Here is a 15,965-nt window from a genome sequence, read left to right on the forward strand (position 1 = left end):
CCCGCCCCTGCGCACCACGAAGATCCCTTTCACCTCGCGGCCCTCTCATCCCTCGAAGGTCTCGGGCTGCTCCTGCTCCGTGTCGGGCGGGAAGAACTCCTCGGGCGGCAGCTCCTCCCCTTCCGGGGCGTCTGGCGGGTAGACGGGCGGCTCGGCGTTGGGGTCGGCGTACGGGTCCGCGTACGGGTCGCTGGACGGATCCTCGTACGGGTCGGGGGCCGCCTCCTCGTAGGGCTCGGCGTACGGGTCCGGGTCCGCGTACGGATCCGTGGGCGGTTCCTCGTACGGGTCGGGGTTCGAGGGAGCGGGGCCTGTCGGATCCGGCGAGGAGGGAGAGGAGGGAGTGGCCGCGTCGGGACGGGAGGGCTCGGGTGTCACGGGGTCCGGGGTCCCGGGGTCGGGGGTCGCGGGGGCCGGTGTCACCGGGTCGGGGGTCGCGGGGGCCGGTGCTACGGTCCCGGTCAGGTGGCACTCGTCCGGGTCGCAGTCCGGCTCGACGGCGGGCTTCCGGTCCTCGGCCCCGTCGCTGCCGGTCCGCCGCTCGATCCAGCTGCTGTCCGCGGCGTTCACGATGACGAGGCTGGTCACGACGGTGGTGGTCGGCCGGACGACGATCACGTGCTCCGGGTCGAAGCCGTCCCAGGGCTCGCCCTGATGGACACCCCCCTGGGCCGCGACCGGGGTGCGGAGCGGGTTGCCGCAGGCGCAGCGGACGCGCGGCGAGCCGTACTGGTCGACGAGGACCGCCGTACCGGACTGGAGGACGGACTGGAAGGCGGTGACGCGGCCGCCCCGGTAGCCGTGGTTCGTGACCCGGGTGTCTGCACGCAGGACGACCGGGGTCAGCCCGCGCAGCCAGCCGGAGACGTTCGTCTCGGGGATGCCGGCGGCCTCGGCAAAGGCGCGCGTCCTGCCGTGGTCGCCGGAGAGGAACGAGACCTGCTGCTCGACGTCGCAGCTGGCCTCCGACCGGGTGCCGCCGTAGAGGCCGGGGGTGGAACCGGTGATCTCGCGGACCTGCTGGACGGAGGCGGCGTCCGGGTCCCGCTCCGGGACGACCGCCCGGCCGGTGATCCGGGCGCTGGAGGCGGTGAAGGGGTCGGGGCCCCGCGCGGCGAGCGGCTGGAGGTGGACGTCCTGGGCGGTGGCCGCCGCAGGCTGCTCGCCGTGACTGCCGCCCTGCTCGTCGGAGGAGCAGCCGGCGACGAGGAGAGCCGAGGCGAGCGTCGCGGTGATCGCGGTGGGGGTTCGCCGCGTCCGGCGCAGAGGTGTGCGCACCTGGTTCTCCCGTTTTCTCTCTCCGGGGCCCGGCGCCCGGTTCCGGCCAGTCCCTCATGTCTGTCGCAGCGCACGGGCCCCCGCAAGCGGAGGAAGGCCGACCGGGTCGGCCGACACCCGGCCGGTCGAACGACCCACTTGAACGCGTTCAAGAAAACCCCTACGCTCAGCGTGCCAGTTGAACACGTTCAAGTCGGGGGGTGTCTCGTGACCGCGCTGTCGATCCTGGTGAACCCGGTCGTGATGATCGGCATGTTCTGGGTCGTACCGACGGGGCTCGCGCTCCTGGACGGGCCCAGACCACCGGGCCTGGACCCGCTCCGGCGCGCCTGGCCGCTGCTCGCCGCCCCCGGAGCACTGGCCCTGTGGCTGCCCCGCTCCGGCTTCTCGGCTGCGCTTGCCGCCGTCTACGCCCTCGCCACGGTGGCACTCGCGCTCCAGGCCCCGGCCCGCCTCATGCTGACCCGCTCCCTGCGGCCCAGGGAGATCGCCGTGCTCACCGCGCTGGCCGCCCCCTCCGTCGCCGGTCTGGCGCTCGTCGCCGAACGGGCCTCGTACCCGCTCTTCGGCTTCGAACTGGACATCCTCGCGCTGACCGTCCCGCACTTCCACTTCGCGGGATTCGCCGCCGCCCTGGTCGCCGGTCTCGTCTGCCGCGCCGACGACGGCCCCACCGCCCGCTTCGCCGCGCTCAGCGTGCCGGCGGGCACGCTGCTGGTCCTGGCCGGCTACTTCGTCGACGACTGGGCCGAGCTGGCCGGGGCGGTCGTCCTGACGGCCGGCATGGCGGGGGTCGCCGTCCTGACCCTGCGGGAACGCCGCGAACTCACGACCGGCCGGCTCACACGCGCGCTGCTCGCCGTCTCGGCCCTGGTCCTCGTCGTCACGATGCTGCTCGCCCTGAGCTGGGCACTCGGCGAGGCCACCGGCCTGCCCCACCTCAGCCTGACGTGGATGGCCGCGACGCACGGCCTGGGCAACGCCCTCGGTTTCGCGGTCTGCGCCCTGCTCGCCCGGCGCCGCCTCCGGGCGGACGAGACGGACCGGACGGACCAGACAGACCACACACACGACAGGCCCCACTCGCCCTACACGCCCCAACCGGCCCACCCGGCACACCCAGCCCACCCGCGAACGGAGCTCCCGGCATGACCCACCTCACGAACAGCCACTCCCACACGACCCGCACCACCCGCCCCCGCCCGGGCCTCACCTACCGCGAGGTCGGCGCCACCCGCTCCCCGGAGGACCTCCCCGAGGGCTACCACCACCTGCGGCACAGCGTGGTCGTCGGCCACGGCCGCGCCGCCTTCGAAACCGCCGGTACCGCCGTCACCACCTGGCAAACGCACCGCGCCTCCGGGGCGACCGTCCGCAGCGAGGCCGTCCGCGCCGAGCCCGGCGTCCGTCTGGAGGTGTCGGCGGGCGTCGGCCGGGTCCGTATCGGCGCCCCCTGCGAAGTGATCTGGACGGCGTACGAGGAGCACCGCACCGGCTTCGCGTACGGCACCCTGACCGGCCACCCGGAGCAGGGCGAGGAGTCCTTCGTCGTCGAGCTGGCGCCCGACGGCACGGTCCGGTTCACGGTCACCGCGTTCAGCCGGCCCGCCGCCTGGTACACACGGCTCGCCGGCCCGCTGGTCCCCGTGCTCCAGAAGGCGTACGCCCGGCATCTCGGCCGGACGCTCCGGCGTCTCGTCAGGGCGTGATCCCGGGCCGATACTGGAAGCGATGGAGTGGTTCACCGCGCCCGACCTCTGGCTGAGCCGGATCGCGTTCCAGCGGGGCCTCGCCGGGCTGTACTGCGTGGCGTTCCTGTCGGCCGCCCTCCAGTTCAGGGCGCTGATCGGCGAGCGTGGCATGCTCCCCGTACCGGAGTACCTGCGCGTGGCCGGCCCGCGCCGCGCTCCTTCGCTCTTCCACTGGCGCTACTCCGACCGGCTGTTCGCGGCCGTCGCGTGGACCGGGGCAGCGATCGCCCTCGCCCTCGTGGCGGGCGCCGGTGACGCGGTGCCGCTGCCGGTGTCGATGCTCCTCTGGTTCGTGCTCTGGGTCCTGTACCTGTCGATCGTGAACGTGGGCCAGACCTGGTACGCCTTCGGCTGGGAGTCGCTGCTCCTGGAGACCGGGTTCCTCGCGGTCTTCCTCGGCAACGACGACACGGCACCGCCCGTCCTCGTCCTCTTCCTGCTGCGCTGGCTGCTCTTCCGGGTCGAGTTCGGCGCCGGGCTCATCAAGATCCGGGGCGACCGCTGCTGGCGGAACCTCACCTGTCTCTACCACCACCACGAGACGCAGCCGATGCCCGGCCCACTGAGCTGGTTCTTCCACCACCTGCCGCGCCCGCTGCACCGGGTCGAGGCTGCGGCCAACCACGTCGTCCAGCTGTTCGTGCCGCTCCTGCTCTTCACCCCGCAGCCGGTGGCCACGGTCGCCGCCTGCCTCATGATCGCGACACAGCTGTGGCTGGTGCTCTCCGGCAACTTCGCCTGGCTGAACTGGCTGACCATCGTGCTCGCCGTCTCGGTCGTGGACGCCTCCGCGCTCACCGGTGAGCACCCGCGGCCGGACCCGCCGCTCTGGTACGTGGTCGTGGTCGTCGCGGTGACCGCCTTCGTCCTGTTCCGGAGCTACCGCCCGGTGCGCAACCTGCTCTCCCGCAACCAGGCGATGAACCGCTCGTACGACCCGTTCCACCTGGTCAACACATACGGCGCGTTCGGCACGGTCGGCCGGGTACGGGACGAGATCGTCGTCGAGGGCACCGACGATCCGGCACCGCACGCGGGCACGGTCTGGCGGGAGTACGGCTTCCGGGGCAAGCCCGGCGATCCGCGGCGGCTGCCGCGCCAGTTCGCCCCGTACCACCTGCGCCTGGACTGGCTGATGTGGTTCGCCGCCCTCTCCCCCGGGTACGCGCGGGAGTGGTTCGGGCCCTTCGTGGAGCGGCTGCTCGACGGCGACCGCGACACGCTGCGGCTGCTCGCCCACAACCCGTTCCCCGACGCACCGCCGACGCACGTCCGCGCCCGGCTGTACCGGTACCGGTACACGACGTGGCGCGAGCTGCGCGAGACCGGGGCGTGGTGGCACCGGACGCTGGTGCGGGAGTACCTGCCGCCGATCCGGCTCAGATAGGGACGCTCTCGGGCAGGGACGTACTCGGGCAGGGACGTACCGCTGCCCCCGGCCGGAAGGAGGACGGGGGCAGCGGAGTGGAGCAAGGGTTACGTCAGGGCACCGGTTCGGTCGGGATGACGTGGTCGATGAATGACCTGGTCGAAGACTCAGTCGATGCCGGGCAGGATGTGGGGCTCCGCGAGGTCGTCCTCGTAGCCCGCCAGCCGGATCGGGGCCGCGTGGGCCCACACTTCGAGACTTCCGAGCTCGCCGTTTCGGCGGGGCCGGTCCTGGGATTCGGCCGGTCTCGGTTCCTGCTTCGTCAGTTCGGGTGTCACCGCGCACTCCTTTGTGTCGCGTACCAATGGGGCCTTGGTGCCGTCGGTCGCGGTGGCGCCGTTCATCGGGCGGGACCGCGGCCTTGGTGGCAGGCCAGTCCCCGGACCGGCCGTGAGGATGGTGTGTCTCCTCGGTGGCCGACCGTGGACATCAGAGTAACCAAATGAGCGCGTCCGCGCTCTACCGGGCTCAGAAGTGTGATGCGATCGAGTGAATGAAGCCGAAAGAGCGCCCTACCAGCAGGTAGAGCGCTCTTTCGGAGTTGCGTTTTACCAGTTGGCGGGGGCGTAGTCCTTGAGGAAGCAGCCGTAGAGGTCCTCGCCGGCCTCGCCGCGCACGACCGGGTCGTAGACGCGGGCCGCGCCGTCGACCAGGTCGAGCGGGGCGTGGAAGCCCTCCTCGGCGAGGCGCAGCTTGTCGAAGTGCGGACGCTCGTCGGTGATCCAGCCGGTGTCGACCGAGGTCATGAGGATGCCGTCGGTCTCGAACATCTCCTGGCCGCTGGTCCGCGTCACCATGTTCATCGCGGCCTTCGCGGCGTTGGTGTTCGGGTGGCCCGCGCCCTTGTAGCCGCGACTGAAGACGCCCTCCATCGCCGAGACGTTGACGACGTAGGCGCGCCCGCTGGCCGCCTTCTTCGCGGCGTCGGCCATCGCCGGACGCAGCTTGCTGATCAGGATGAACGGCGCCGTGTAGTTGCACAGCTGGGTTTCGAGGAGCTCCACCGGGGAGATCTGCTCGATGCTCTGCACCCAGGTGTTGGACTCGACGACGTCCGGCACCAGGCCGCCCGCGTCGATCGCGGTGCCGTCGAGGTGCCGGGCGATGCTGGCGTTCCCCGCGACCAGGGCGAGGTCGGCGACCTGCTGCGCCTCCAGACCGCTGACACCGACGGGCAGCGCGGCGGCCGTCCCGAGCTCACCGACCGCGCCGGAGTTGAAGGCGCCGATGACGTGGTGGGCGGGGAGCTCACCCGCGGGCAGCGGGGCGCTCTCGCCGTCGACCAGGGCGGCGTAGGCGGAGGGCAGGCGGCGCACGGTCTGCGTCGCGTTGTTGATGAGGATGTCCAGCGGACCGGCCTCGGCCATCTGGTCGGCGAGGGCCACGGCCTGGGCCGGGTCGCGCAGGTCGATGCCGACGACCTCCAGGCGGTGCATCCACTCCGCGGAATCGTCCATGGCCTTGAAGCGGCGGATGGCGTCCTTGGGGAAGCGCGTGGTGATGGTCGTGTGGGCGCCGTCGCGGAGCAGCCGCAGCGCGATGTACATGCCGATCTTGGCCCGGCCGCCGGTGAGCAGCGCGCGCTTGCCGGTGAGGTCCGCGCCGGCGTCGCGCTTGGCCCGGTTCAGCGCCGCGCACGGCTGGCAGAGCTGGTGGTAGAAGTAGTCGACCTCGACGAACCGCGTCTTGCAGACGTAGCAGGAGCGCGGACGCTGGAGTATCCCGGCGATCCTGCCCTCCTCCGTGACCGAGGAGGGCAGGATGCCCTCGGTCTCGTCGTCGATGCGCTGCGCGGAGCCGGTGGCCGTGGCCTCGGTGACCGCTTTGTCGTTGGCGGTCTTGGCGGCCCGGCGCTCCTGGCGGCGGCGCTGCTTCACGGTCCGGTAGATCCCGGCCGTGGCGCGCCGGACGACGATCGCGTCCGGGTGGTCGACGTCCAGCTTGTCGAGCTCGTCGAGGACGCTCAGGCAGACGGCCAGGCGCTCGGGGTCGACGCCCGGCCCGTAGTCCTGGTTTTCTTCGGTCACCGTCATGGCCTTCGGGTTCCTCGTTCGCTCGTACGTCGTCGCCGCCGCTCGCGGGCGCTCGAATAAGCAACTTTACGGAGCGGGGGGCCGCGCCTCCAAACCCGTTCGGGGGGCGTGGTCGAAGACACAGTCCCCGCAGAGGCCGCCGCCGGGGCAGCGGTAGTAGAGGCAGCAGCTGGCGCGGCGCAGCCGGGGGCCTCGGACCGTACCGGCGAGGTCCGGGTGATCGAGGAGCCCGGAGACGAGGACGGCGGCCCGGTCGGCGACCTCCGGCCTGCCCTGCGCACGGGCCCAGCGGGTGAGCTCGCGCAGGGCGCCGGCGAGGGCGGAGCCCGCGTTTCCCCAGAGCAGCCGGGGCGAGATCCGGCCGTCGCGGCGCAGCGCCGCGTGCAGCGGGACGAGGTGGGCCTCCTGGACGGCCGCGCGGAGGGCGTCGACGGTGGCGGGCCGGGTCGTGGAGCCGGACCACCACAGGTCGTCGGGTGAGGTCAGCGCCCCGTCCCAGTGCAGCTCGCCGGGGGCGAGGTCGGGGAAGGCGCCGTACAGCGCGGCCGGTCCGAGCGCGGTCGACCAGAGCCTGGCCGCGAGCCCGAGGTGGGCGACGGAGGCCCCGACCCGCCGCTCGGGAGCGTGGAGCCGGGCGGCGACCCGGTCCACGCGCGCGGTGAGGGGGCCGTCCTCCCCCGCGTACAGCTCGGCGAGGGGGCGGTGCGCCCCTCCGGTCTCCGGCGCGGTGGTCCGCAGCGCGAAGAATCCGCCCACCGATCCTCCCCCAGCCTCCGGCCGGGGGTACCCCCATCTCGCTCCGCTCGCCACGAGATCCAGCTCGGGTTCCACGCGCCTGCCCCCACGTCCCTCGGTCCTGCGGCGAAGACTTCCGTACCGCCATGATTCTTCCGCACCGGCAGGAGGGCGCCGGAAAGATCCCGTTCCACCCCTTCCGACCTGCGCGGGTGTACATCTCCGGGCGTACGCGCGGGCCGCGTACTGCGACGGCGGTACCCCCCAAGACGTTCCCTGGTACGACGCCGAAATCGCCCGGAAGAGAGATCGTGGAGGGTATGAGCCCCCTCCTGCTGTCCGTGCTCCTGTCTCTGGTCTCGGCGGTCGCCTACGCGGCCGCGGCGATCGTGCAGGAGCGGGTCGCGGCCTCCGCCGCCGGTCCGCGCTACGCGCCGTTGCGCAGCCCTGCCTGGTGGGTGTCCGTCCTGCTCAACGGTCTCGGCGCGACCCTGCACGTGGTCGCCCTCGCGTACGGCCCGCTCAGCCTGGTCCAGCCGCTGGGCGCCCTCACGATCGTGTTCGCGCTGCCCATGGCGGCCCTCTTCGTCGGCCGCAGGGCCGGGCGGCGGGCCTGGCGCGGCGCCCTCATGGCCACGGTCGGCCTCGCCGGCCTGCTGAGCCTCACGAACGGCTCCGACACGCAGTCGCTCGCCGACGGGGAACGGTGGCTGCTCGCGGCCGGCACGTCCGCCGTGGTGGCCGTCCTGTTCACGGTGGCGCACCTGGTGGGCCGGTCCGTGCTGCGCAGCGTGATCCTGGCCGCCGCGGCCGGTGTCTCCTTCGGCATGGCCTCGGTCTTCACCAAGTCCGTGGCCGAGGAATGGACCTCCGGCGCCCCGCTCGCCGAGTGGACCGGTCTGCTCGTCCTGTCGGCGCTCGCCGTGACCGGGCTGCTCCTCTCGCAGGCCTCGTACCGGGGCGCGGGGCTCGCCGCCCCGCTCGCCACGGTCACCGTGGTGAACCCGGTGGTCGCGGCTGCCGTGGGCCTCACGCTCTTCGGCGAGAGCTTCCGTTACGGCACGGCGGGCACCGTCGCCGCGCTGATCTGCGGCGCGGTCGCGGCGGGCGGCCTGGTCCAGCTCACCCTGGACCGCATGACGGTCCCGCCGGAGGCCCTGTCGGTGTCATCGGAGTCATCGGAGTCATCAGCAACAGCAGGGTCAGCGGGGTCAGATGGAGACGCCCCGCGCCCTGAGGTAGGCCAGCGGGTCGATGTCGGAGCCGTACCCGGGACCCGTCCGTACCTCGAAGTGGAGATGCGGTCCCGAGCTGTTGCCGGTCGACCCTGAGCGTCCGATGCGCTGACCTCCCTGGACGCGCTGGCCCTCACGGACGGTGAGGGCGGAGAGGTGGGCGTACTGGCTGTAGCGGCCGTCCTCATGGCGCAGGACGACCTGGTAGCCGTACGCACCACCCCACCCCGCGGAGACGACCCGGGCGTCGGCGACGGCCTTGACCGAGGTGCCGGTGGGGACGGGGAAGTCGACGCCGGTGTGGTAGCCGCTGGACCAGGACGAGCCGCGGGTGCCGTAGCGGGTGCCGATGCCGGCGGCGATGGGAGCGGAGTAGCGGTCCTCGTCGGGCGTGGCGGCGGGACGGGGCTTGGACGCGGGCCGGTTGACGGGCTTCGTCTGCGCCTTCGGCTTCGGCTTCGCGGAGGGCTTGGCAGTGGGAGTGGCACGCGGGGCCGGGGTCTTGGCGGCGGGCGCCTTCGTGACCGGGGCCTTCGTGACCGGGGGCCTCGTGACCGGGGGCCTCGTCGTCGGCGGCTTCGCCGGGGGCGCCTTCGTGACCGGGGGCTTGACGGCCGCGGCCTTCACCGGAGGGGCTGCCTTCACGGGCGGGGGTGTCACGGCCCGCGGGGGTGTCTTAGCCTCCGTCGCCTTCTTGGTCTTGGGGGCGGCGATGCGCAGGATCAGCCGCTGGCCGGGGTGGATCAGGTCGGGGTCGTCGCCGACCACGGGCCGGTTCGACTCGTACAGCCGCTTCCAGCCGCCCTGAACGCGTTCCTCGCGGGCGATCTTCGAGAGGGAGTCGCCGGGCGTGACCGTGTACATCTCACGGATGGTGGGCACGGTGGTCGGGCCGGCGCGCTTGGTGGCCTGCTCGGGTAAGACGCGCTGCCCGGGCAGGGACGCGGTCCTCGGCGCGTTCCCCCGGCCGGACGGGCCCTCGGCAGTGCTGCCGGGCGCCTCGCCGCCCCGGGCGAGGCCGGCGCGCGGCCCGCACGAGGGCCAGGCGCCGGGCCCCTGTCCCTTGAGGACGCGCTCGGCGATCACGATCTGCTGGTCCTTGGAGGCGAGGTCGGCGCGCGGCGCGTAGTGCGTGCCGCCGTAGCTCTCCCAGGTGGACTGGCTGAACTGGAGGCCGCCGAAGTAGCCGTTCCCGGTGTTGATGCGCCAGTTGGAGGAGGACTCGCAGGCCGCGACCTTCTCCCAGACGTCCAGCGATGCGGCCTGTACGGCTCCCGCGCCGATCAGCGGCAGCGCCATTCCGGCGCCTCCCGCGGTGACGGTGAGCGAGGCACGGTTGATCCGGCTCGGCTGGTGGCGGCGGTGACGTCCGCGTACGCCCATGGGCCCCCCTTGGAACACAGCGACAGCCGTCCAAGTTAGGGGTGGCGCACGCTCCGTGACAAGGGGCGGCGCGGAACATCAAGCGCCTTCCGTCACCTTCCTGTTGACGGCGGGCGGAGTCCCGCAGGGCCCGGCTGGGGCTGAGGCTCGGGTTCCGGTACGGGTCCGCCGGGCTGGGGCACCGGGGTGGGCACGGGATCGGGCGGCACCGGTACGGGGTTGGGCGGGGGTACCGGCGGCGGGGTGGGCACCGGGGGCGGGACGGGTGAGGGCTGCGGATCGGGGACGGGGTGGGTCATCACGGACCTCTCGATGGTCGGGATCCTCCCTCCCCAGGGTGACCCGGCGGACGGGCTCGCGCCCGCCGGATCGCTCCCTTCGGGGTCACCAGAGGCCGGGGGTGGCCTTGAGCTGGAGCTTCGCCGCGCGTACGACGTCCGCCGGGGGGACGGGGGCCTCGTCCGGGTGGCGCTCGGCCCACTTGGCGGCGTACGGGCAGAGCGGCACGACGGGGACGCCCTCGCCGGCGGCGATCGTGTAGAACTCGCGCACGAGCGCTCCGGCGATGCCCTTCCCCTCGTGCCCGTCCTCGACGATGGTGTGGACCGCCACCAGGGCGTGGGGGTCGGCGTCGAGGACGAAGTAGACGATCACACCGACGAAGGTGTCCTCCTCGAACGCCTCCAGGCGCCCGTTCGTCCGGTCGTCGCGGATCTTCAGCTCGGCCATGCGGCGGCTCTCCCTCGGCTCAGATCTGTGCGGGCACGGCGTGCGGGGCACGGACCGTGTCGCTTCCGGGGACGGGCGCGGAGGCGTCCTCCCCGAGCTCCACGATGCGGTTGTCCGCGTCGACGTGCACGACGCGCGGCGTGAACGCGCGCGCCTCGGCGTCGTCGACCTGTGCGTAACTGATGAGGATCACGAGGTCGCCGGGGTGCACGAGGTGCGCGGCGGCACCGTTGATCCCGATGACGCCGGAGCCGCGTTCGCCCTCGATGACGTAGGTCTCCAGCCGGGCCCCGTTGTCGATGTCGACGATGTGCACGAGCTCGCCGGGCAGCAGATCCGCCGCCTCCATCAGCTCGGCGTCGACGGTGACCGACCCGACGTAGTGCAGGTCGGCCTGCGTCACGGTCGCGCGGTGGATCTTGGACTTGAACAGAGTGCGCAGCACTTTGGACTCCTCGAAGACGGCTCCCTGCCTGCTTTCTGCAGGTCAAGGGCGGTCTCGAGCTTACACCGACACCCCCGTCCGATGTTTGTGAGGAACATCGCCCCGGTCAGGCGATACGGGTCCCCACCTGGGCTTTCACGCCGTCACCGACACCTGTTCAAGCAATTCTCCGGGAACGCCGGCGACTCATGCTGACCCGATGCTGACTTACCTGATGAGCCATCAAACATGCGGGAGACCACTCTGCACACACGGACGACGTGCGTGCACGCACCGACCTGTCGGGCACCGACATCGCTCTGGCTCATGGAACACGGTCCCTTGGCCGTCGGCCGGTCGACGCTCGACCGCTCCGAAAACGGTCCAACCGATGGCGAACCGCCCTCGCACACCGTGAAGGAGAGCTGTTGAAGCCGACCAAGGAAGTGCTCCAGGACCTGACCCAGCCGTCGAACGTCTCCGTCCACTCCGACGAGACGCTCGTCGGGAAGGTGGAGGCCGCCATCGGGGCGGACGACAGGAAGCGGAAGGAGAACGAGGACGAGCCGCTCCGCCGGAAGCCCGACCTCGCCCCGATCCCGCAGACGGAGCTGCCCCGGCAGTTCGAAGTGACCCTCTGGGACGTCCTCCACACCCTCGCCCGGGCCAAGGAACCCCTGCCGGGTGCGGCCGTCCCAGAGGTTGACCCACGCGGTGGTGGCGGCGAGGTGGGCGTCGCGAAGGTCGTCCCCGGAGGCCCTCCGGTCCGTTTCCGGTCCGAGCCCGGCCTGAGCGAAGGGTGGCACCCCGACCGGCCCGGTCCCGCTCCTGTCGTCGCGGAGGTCGGTCGGTCAGCTCGTCGCCCGTACCGCGTCCCTGATCAGGTCGGCGACCCGTGTGGGCTCGGACAGGACGACGGCGTGGGAGGCGTCCGGAAGTTCGACGACGACGGCGCCGGCCCGTGCGGCGCCGAAGTGCTGAACCTCGGGGCTGATCGTGCGGTCCGCCCCGGCCACCAGGGCCCAGGACGGTTTGGTCCGCCACGCCGCCGCGGACGCGGTCTCGGTGAAGGCGGCCGTGGCGAGCGGGCGTTGGGTCGCTGCCAAGACGCCGGCGACGTCCTCGGGAACGTCCGCCGCGAAGACGGAGGGAAAGGCCGCCTCCTCGATGGTGACCTCGACCCCGTTGTCGCCATCGAGGAGCGGGTACGTCCACTCCTTCAGGTTGCCCGTCAGCGGGGACTCGGGGAAGCTCCCTTGGAGCTGGCCGAGGCTCTCGCCCTCGTGGGGCACGTAGGCGGCCACGTAGACGAGCGCGACGACGTTCTCCGCGGCGCCGGCCACGGTGATCAGCGCACCGCCGTAGGAGTGGCCGACGAGTACGGCCGGGCCGTCGACCTGCGCGAGGACGGAGGTGAGGTAGGCGGCGTCCGACGTCAGCCCTCGCAGCGGGTTCGACGGAGCGATCACCGGGATACCACTGCTCCGCAGTTCCGAGATGACGCCTATCCAGCCTGTCGCGTCGGCGAAGGCACCGTGCACGAGGACGACGGTGGGGTGGGTCATGCGAGTTCTCTTCTCGGTGTCGGGCCGCGTGTGGGGCGTCGTCACGACGGTCAGGTCGCGGCCCGGAGTTCGGCAAGAGGTCCATGCAGCCGTTACTCACGGTAAAGCCCTGGAAGCGGCTCCTCTTGTACGTGCGCGCAGCCGCGCTGTCATGACAGCGGGCACGCGTCGCGGCGCCTTCACTCGTCCTGGGCGCCGGCGGTCGTCGTCGCGAAGGCCGAGGTCGCCAGCGCCTGCCATTCGCTGGGGCTCATGCCGTAGGCCCCGCGGAACGTGCGGCTGAAGTGCGAGGGGCTGCTGAAGCCCCAGCGATGTGCCACCGCGGCCATGGTGATCCTCCGGTTGGAGCGGCCCAGCTCGAGCCGGCAGAACTCGAGCCTGCGCTGCCGCACCCATTGGCTCACCGTGCTGCCGTCGTTCTGGAAGAGCTTCTGCAGGTACCGGACGGAGATGTGGTGGGCGCGTGCGATCGACTCCGGTGAGAGGTCCGGGTCCATCAGGTGCTCTTCGATGTAGCCGTGGATACGGGACAGCATCTCGTTGGCGGCCCCGGACGCGTCGTCGGCCTCGGCCGTCGTGTCCGCTTCGAGGAGCTCCATGACCAGGACGGAGAGTAGGTGTACGGCCGTCCGGGCACGCCGGTCCCCGATCGTGGACCGGCGGAACTCCGCCTTTGCGGCGAGCGCGGTCAGGAAGTCGGACGCCAGCGCCCCGATCCCCTCCCCGCCGCGTACGGGTACGCCGAGCACCTGGTCCAGTTCCGACTGCGTGACGCCCAGATAGCAGCGGGGCACCCGGAAGAAGATCATCTGGCAGTTCTCGCCGAACTGCAGCAGGTGCTGTCGGGCCGGGTCGCAGAAGACCAGGTCGTTCGGCTCCAACAGGGTCTTGGCACGCTCGTGGACGACGGTGACGGGCCCACGGACATGGACGCCGAGATAGACGTGGGTCCGGTCGTTCGTCTCCGGCATCTCGGAAAGCATCTGGACCAGCCACCCCGAGCGGGAGGAGGGCGAGGCCGGATCGGGCGCTTGCCGGGGCACCCGTTCGGGCGCACGAGACATCAGTGTGAGGGGCATGGGATTCCTTCCTGGCCGTAAGTGCGGGCGGCGGGGGCAGGTTCACACCCCGTTCGCCGGCTCCTCGGCCAGGAACTTCTCCACCACGGCATTGAAGGCCGGCGGGTTCTCCAGGAAGGGGAAGTGCGAGCTCGCCACGTCGGAGGCGAAGACGTGCAGGCGTGCGCCGGGAATCCGCTCGGCGACGAAGCGCTGCGAGTCGGGGTGCACATGGCTTCCCTCACAGCCGATCACCAAGGTCGGCACATCGATCCGGGGAAGCACGTCGCGCCAGTCCTGCGCGCAGTGGTCGAACAGCAGCGATACGCCCGCATAGGCGGGTGTCGACCGGATCTCCTCGCCGACGAAGGCCAGCACCTCGGGGTTGGGCTCGCCGGAGAACATGCCGCGCACGAAGTCGGCGCGGACCGTGTCGCCCTCCGGCCCCGCGAGGGCCGCACCCAGGTACAACAGCCCCGACACATCGAAGATGGCACCGGAGTCCCGCTGTTCCCGCTCGGTCATCCAGGGCACGGCGGCGACCGCCGCGGGCTGGTCGACGGCGACGAAGCGCCGGATCCGTCCGGTCCCGCACTGGTCGATGAAGCTCCACCACACCGAGACACCCATGGACCAGCCCAGTGCGTCGAAGCGGTCGAGACCGAGATGGTCGACGAGTTCGAGCACGTCGCGGGAGAGCCGGGCGATGCGGTAGCCGTGCCGCGGCTTGCCGGACTTCCCATGGCCGCGGAGGTCGACGGTGACGACGCGACGGCCGGGCGCCAACCCCTCGATCTGGTGGCGGAACATCGCCTGCGTCTGCCCCCAGCCGTGCAGCATCACCAGCGGGACGCCCTCGCCGCCGGTGTCCTGGTACGCGAACCGTGCGCCGTCCGTCGTGATCAGTTCCTTCATGACCTCTCCCCTGGTCAGAGGGCGGTACATCGTTCCCGCCCGTCCCGAACATCATCGAATGGGGCCCGCCGCCCGCACCACCGCGAGCTGTAGGAATCGGGCCGTGGATCCTCCTCGCTTTGTCGAAGCGAGTCCGTGGTCAGACGGCCCCGTCGCCGCCCGGCGCGAGGAGTTCCTCGATCCTGAGGCCGAGGTGGAGAGCGAGCCGGTCGGCGCCGTCGTCGAGGTCGAGTCCGGTGATCTCCTGGATCTGGCGCAGGCGGTAGTAGAGCGAGGTGCGGTGGATTCCCAGCGTGTCCGCGGTCCGGGGAATCGATCCCGCGTGTTCGAGGAAGCAACGCAGGGTGTCCCGCAGGCGGTCGCCGCCATGAGTGTCGCTCAGGGTACGGAGCGGCTTCGGGACCAAAGACGCGTTCAGGGCGTGCTCGGGAAGCTGGAGCAGCACCGCGAGCTCCCCGAGCAGCTCCCAGTCACCGGCGCTCTTCAGGGTGGGCAGTCGGCGTGCCGCGCGTGCCGCCACGAGCGCCTGCTCGTACGACGTCCATGCGTCGTCCAGACTGGAGTGCCGGCCGCCGGCGCCGATCACGGGGTCCGCCGACGGGCCCAGGAAGGTGCGGAGTTCGTCCAGGATGCGAGCGGACTGTGCGGTGACCTCGTCCTGGCCGGGTGGGCGGTCGCGCAGCTGGAGCAGTGTCGCCCGCTCCTTGCCGATCGCGACGAGGCCCTGGGCGGAGCGCGTCTGCCGGAACCCCTCCAGCGCCCCCCACAGGACAGCCTCGGACTGCCGCACGAACTCCGTCGCGCAGCTCAGCTGGACGACGGTGACAAGGACGTGCTCCGCCGCTCCGAGCAATCCGAGTTCCCGGCCTCGCCGGCGTGCGGTGGTACGGGCGGCGACGTCGGTACCGACGAGTGCGAGGACCAGGTCCCGCTCGTCGACCCTCCGGGTGTCGGCGGCGATGTACTCTCCGTACATCTGGGCGGCCATGGCGTCCGCGGCCCGGGCGATGGCATGTGTCTCCCGCTCTCCTAGCGCCTTCTCGGGCACGACCACCATGAGCAGCCCGAGGAGGTGCCCGCGCTCGCGCAGCGGCACGACGTAACGGGGCAGCAGTCCGAGATCGTCACGGCCGTCGATGAATCCGGCTCGGGACCACTGGGTCACGCCCTGGGCGAGGATGTAGCGGATGGTCGCGTTGTCGGCGCGGCCCTGCAACAGGGTGCCGATGCGTACCGGGTCCTCGTCGCCGAAATGGCGGCTCGTGCAGACCAAGCGGACCAGCGGGTCGTCGACGGCGACGGACCGGCCGAGCCGCTCCGCGAGCTCGTCGACAAGCGCCTGGAGCTCGGGGCTGCCAGGGCGGGCTCGCTGGAGCCTTACGGTCATGCGCTGTTCCTCTCTCGACCAACTGTCCCCGCGGACTTCTCCA

At 71.8% G+C, this 15,965-nt stretch carries 15 protein-coding genes; 4 read left to right on the forward strand and 11 right to left on the reverse strand.

Annotated elements, in window-relative coordinates; all coding sequences use genetic code 11:
- Window positions 1-45 precede the first annotated feature (45 nt).
- Window positions 46-1,278, reverse strand: coding sequence for a DUF6777 domain-containing protein (locus OG357_RS04070; RefSeq protein WP_329619804.1), 1,233 nt, complete (start codon window positions 1,276-1,278; stop codon window positions 46-48).
- 216 nt (window positions 1,279-1,494) lie between these two features.
- Here OG357_RS04070 and OG357_RS04075 point away from each other — a divergent pair, with 216 nt between their 5' ends.
- Genes OG357_RS04075 through OG357_RS04085 form a run of 3 tightly spaced genes read left to right on the forward strand, consistent with a single transcriptional unit; the run spans window position 1,495 to window position 4,416 of the window.
- Window positions 1,495-2,430 (forward strand): YndJ family protein, encoded by a 936-nt coding sequence (locus OG357_RS04075; protein ID WP_329625485.1) that lies wholly within the window; start codon window positions 1,495-1,497, stop codon window positions 2,428-2,430.
- Window positions 2,427-2,987 carry a DUF1990 family protein gene (locus OG357_RS04080; RefSeq protein WP_329619805.1) on the forward strand — a complete coding sequence of 187 codons (561 nt, stop codon included), beginning with the start codon at window positions 2,427-2,429 and terminating at the stop codon, window positions 2,985-2,987. Before OG357_RS04075 ends, OG357_RS04080 begins: the two co-directional genes overlap by 4 nt.
- A 22-nt stretch (window positions 2,988-3,009) precedes the next feature.
- Window positions 3,010-4,416 carry a lipase maturation factor family protein gene (locus OG357_RS04085; protein ID WP_329619806.1) on the forward strand — a complete coding sequence of 469 codons (1,407 nt, stop codon included), beginning with the start codon at window positions 3,010-3,012 and terminating at the stop codon, window positions 4,414-4,416.
- A gap of 149 nt (window positions 4,417-4,565) precedes the next feature.
- Here OG357_RS04085 and OG357_RS04090 read toward each other — a convergent pair whose 3' ends face one another.
- The 3 genes from OG357_RS04090 to OG357_RS04100 all read right to left on the reverse strand — a co-directional run bounded on the left by OG357_RS04090 (window position 4,566) and on the right by OG357_RS04100 (window position 7,301).
- The gene (locus OG357_RS04090; protein ID WP_314614228.1) at window positions 4,566-4,736 is read right to left on the reverse strand and encodes a hypothetical protein; all 171 of its coding nucleotides are present in this window, start codon (window positions 4,734-4,736) and stop codon (window positions 4,566-4,568) included.
- Window positions 4,737-5,006: 270 nt separating this feature from the next.
- A complete protein-coding gene (locus OG357_RS04095) occupies window positions 5,007-6,491 on the reverse strand; it encodes an SDR family NAD(P)-dependent oxidoreductase (protein ID WP_317601346.1) in 1,485 nt (494 codons plus the stop codon).
- A gap of 66 nt (window positions 6,492-6,557) precedes the next feature.
- On the reverse strand, window positions 6,558-7,301 hold the full coding sequence (locus OG357_RS04100) for a (2Fe-2S)-binding protein (protein WP_443066793.1): 744 nt from the start codon (window positions 7,299-7,301) through the stop codon (window positions 6,558-6,560).
- Between the two features lie 245 nt (window positions 7,302-7,546).
- On the opposite strand from OG357_RS04100, the gene OG357_RS04105 reads away from it, so the two are divergent.
- Entirely contained in the window at window positions 7,547-8,557 is a 1,011-nt protein-coding gene (locus OG357_RS04105; RefSeq protein ID WP_329619808.1) for a DMT family transporter, read from the forward strand.
- Here the strand turns inward: OG357_RS04105 and OG357_RS04110 are convergent.
- From OG357_RS04110 to OG357_RS04140, 7 genes are all read right to left on the reverse strand, one after another.
- Window positions 8,438-9,844 (reverse strand): transglycosylase family protein, encoded by a 1,407-nt coding sequence (locus tag OG357_RS04110; protein WP_329619809.1) that lies wholly within the window; start codon window positions 9,842-9,844, stop codon window positions 8,438-8,440. The two genes, OG357_RS04105 and OG357_RS04110, sit on opposite strands and share 120 nt — an antisense overlap.
- A 384-nt stretch (window positions 9,845-10,228) precedes the next feature.
- A complete protein-coding gene (locus tag OG357_RS04115; protein ID WP_443066620.1) occupies window positions 10,229-10,573 on the reverse strand; it encodes a GNAT family N-acetyltransferase in 345 nt (114 codons plus the stop codon).
- Window positions 10,574-10,592: 19 nt separating this feature from the next.
- Window positions 10,593-11,018: an aspartate 1-decarboxylase gene (gene panD, locus OG357_RS04120; RefSeq protein ID WP_329619811.1), complete on the reverse strand. Its 426-nt coding sequence runs from the start codon at window positions 11,016-11,018 to the stop codon at window positions 10,593-10,595.
- A gap of 830 nt (window positions 11,019-11,848) precedes the next feature.
- Window positions 11,849-12,562 (reverse strand): alpha/beta fold hydrolase, encoded by a 714-nt coding sequence (locus OG357_RS04125; RefSeq protein ID WP_329619812.1) that lies wholly within the window; start codon window positions 12,560-12,562, stop codon window positions 11,849-11,851.
- A 179-nt stretch (window positions 12,563-12,741) separates the two neighbouring features.
- On the reverse strand, window positions 12,742-13,533 hold the full coding sequence (locus OG357_RS04130; protein WP_329619813.1) for a helix-turn-helix domain-containing protein: 792 nt from the start codon (window positions 13,531-13,533) through the stop codon (window positions 12,742-12,744).
- A gap of 150 nt (window positions 13,534-13,683) precedes the next feature.
- On the reverse strand, window positions 13,684-14,535 hold the full coding sequence (locus OG357_RS04135) for an alpha/beta fold hydrolase (RefSeq protein WP_329619814.1): 852 nt from the start codon (window positions 14,533-14,535) through the stop codon (window positions 13,684-13,686).
- Between the two features lie 139 nt (window positions 14,536-14,674).
- The gene (locus OG357_RS04140; protein WP_329619815.1) at window positions 14,675-15,922 is read right to left on the reverse strand and encodes a PucR family transcriptional regulator; all 1,248 of its coding nucleotides are present in this window, start codon (window positions 15,920-15,922) and stop codon (window positions 14,675-14,677) included.
- Between the last annotated feature and the right edge of the window lie 43 nt (window positions 15,923-15,965).

The organism is Streptomyces sp. NBC_01255, from assembly GCF_036226445.1.
Classification (GTDB): domain Bacteria; phylum Actinomycetota; class Actinomycetes; order Streptomycetales; family Streptomycetaceae; genus Streptomyces.

Bases quoted from the DNA above. Each gene is read 5' to 3' on its own strand.
- OG357_RS04080 (WP_329619805.1), top strand. From the start codon at position 2,427: ATGACCCACCTCACGAACAGCCACTCCCACACGACCCGCACCACCCGC.
- OG357_RS04085 (WP_329619806.1), top strand. From the start codon at position 3,010: ATGGAGTGGTTCACCGCGCCCGACCTCTGGCTGAGCCGGATCGCGTTC.
- OG357_RS04095 (WP_317601346.1), bottom strand. From the start codon at position 6,491: ATGACGGTGACCGAAGAAAACCAGGACTACGGGCCGGGCGTCGACCCC.
- OG357_RS04105 (WP_329619808.1), top strand. From the start codon at position 7,547: ATGAGCCCCCTCCTGCTGTCCGTGCTCCTGTCTCTGGTCTCGGCGGTC.
- OG357_RS04110 (WP_329619809.1), bottom strand. From the start codon at position 9,844: ATGGGCGTACGCGGACGTCACCGCCGCCACCAGCCGAGCCGGATCAAC.
- OG357_RS04115 (WP_443066620.1), bottom strand. From the start codon at position 10,573: ATGGCCGAGCTGAAGATCCGCGACGACCGGACGAACGGGCGCCTGGAG.
- OG357_RS04125 (WP_329619812.1), bottom strand. From the start codon at position 12,562: ATGACCCACCCCACCGTCGTCCTCGTGCACGGTGCCTTCGCCGACGCG.
- OG357_RS04130 (WP_329619813.1), bottom strand. From the start codon at position 13,533: ATGCCGGAGACGAACGACCGGACCCACGTCTATCTCGGCGTCCATGTC.
- OG357_RS04135 (WP_329619814.1), bottom strand. From the start codon at position 14,535: ATGAAGGAACTGATCACGACGGACGGCGCACGGTTCGCGTACCAGGAC.
- OG357_RS04140 (WP_329619815.1), bottom strand. From the start codon at position 15,922: ATGACCGTAAGGCTCCAGCGAGCCCGCCCTGGCAGCCCCGAGCTCCAG.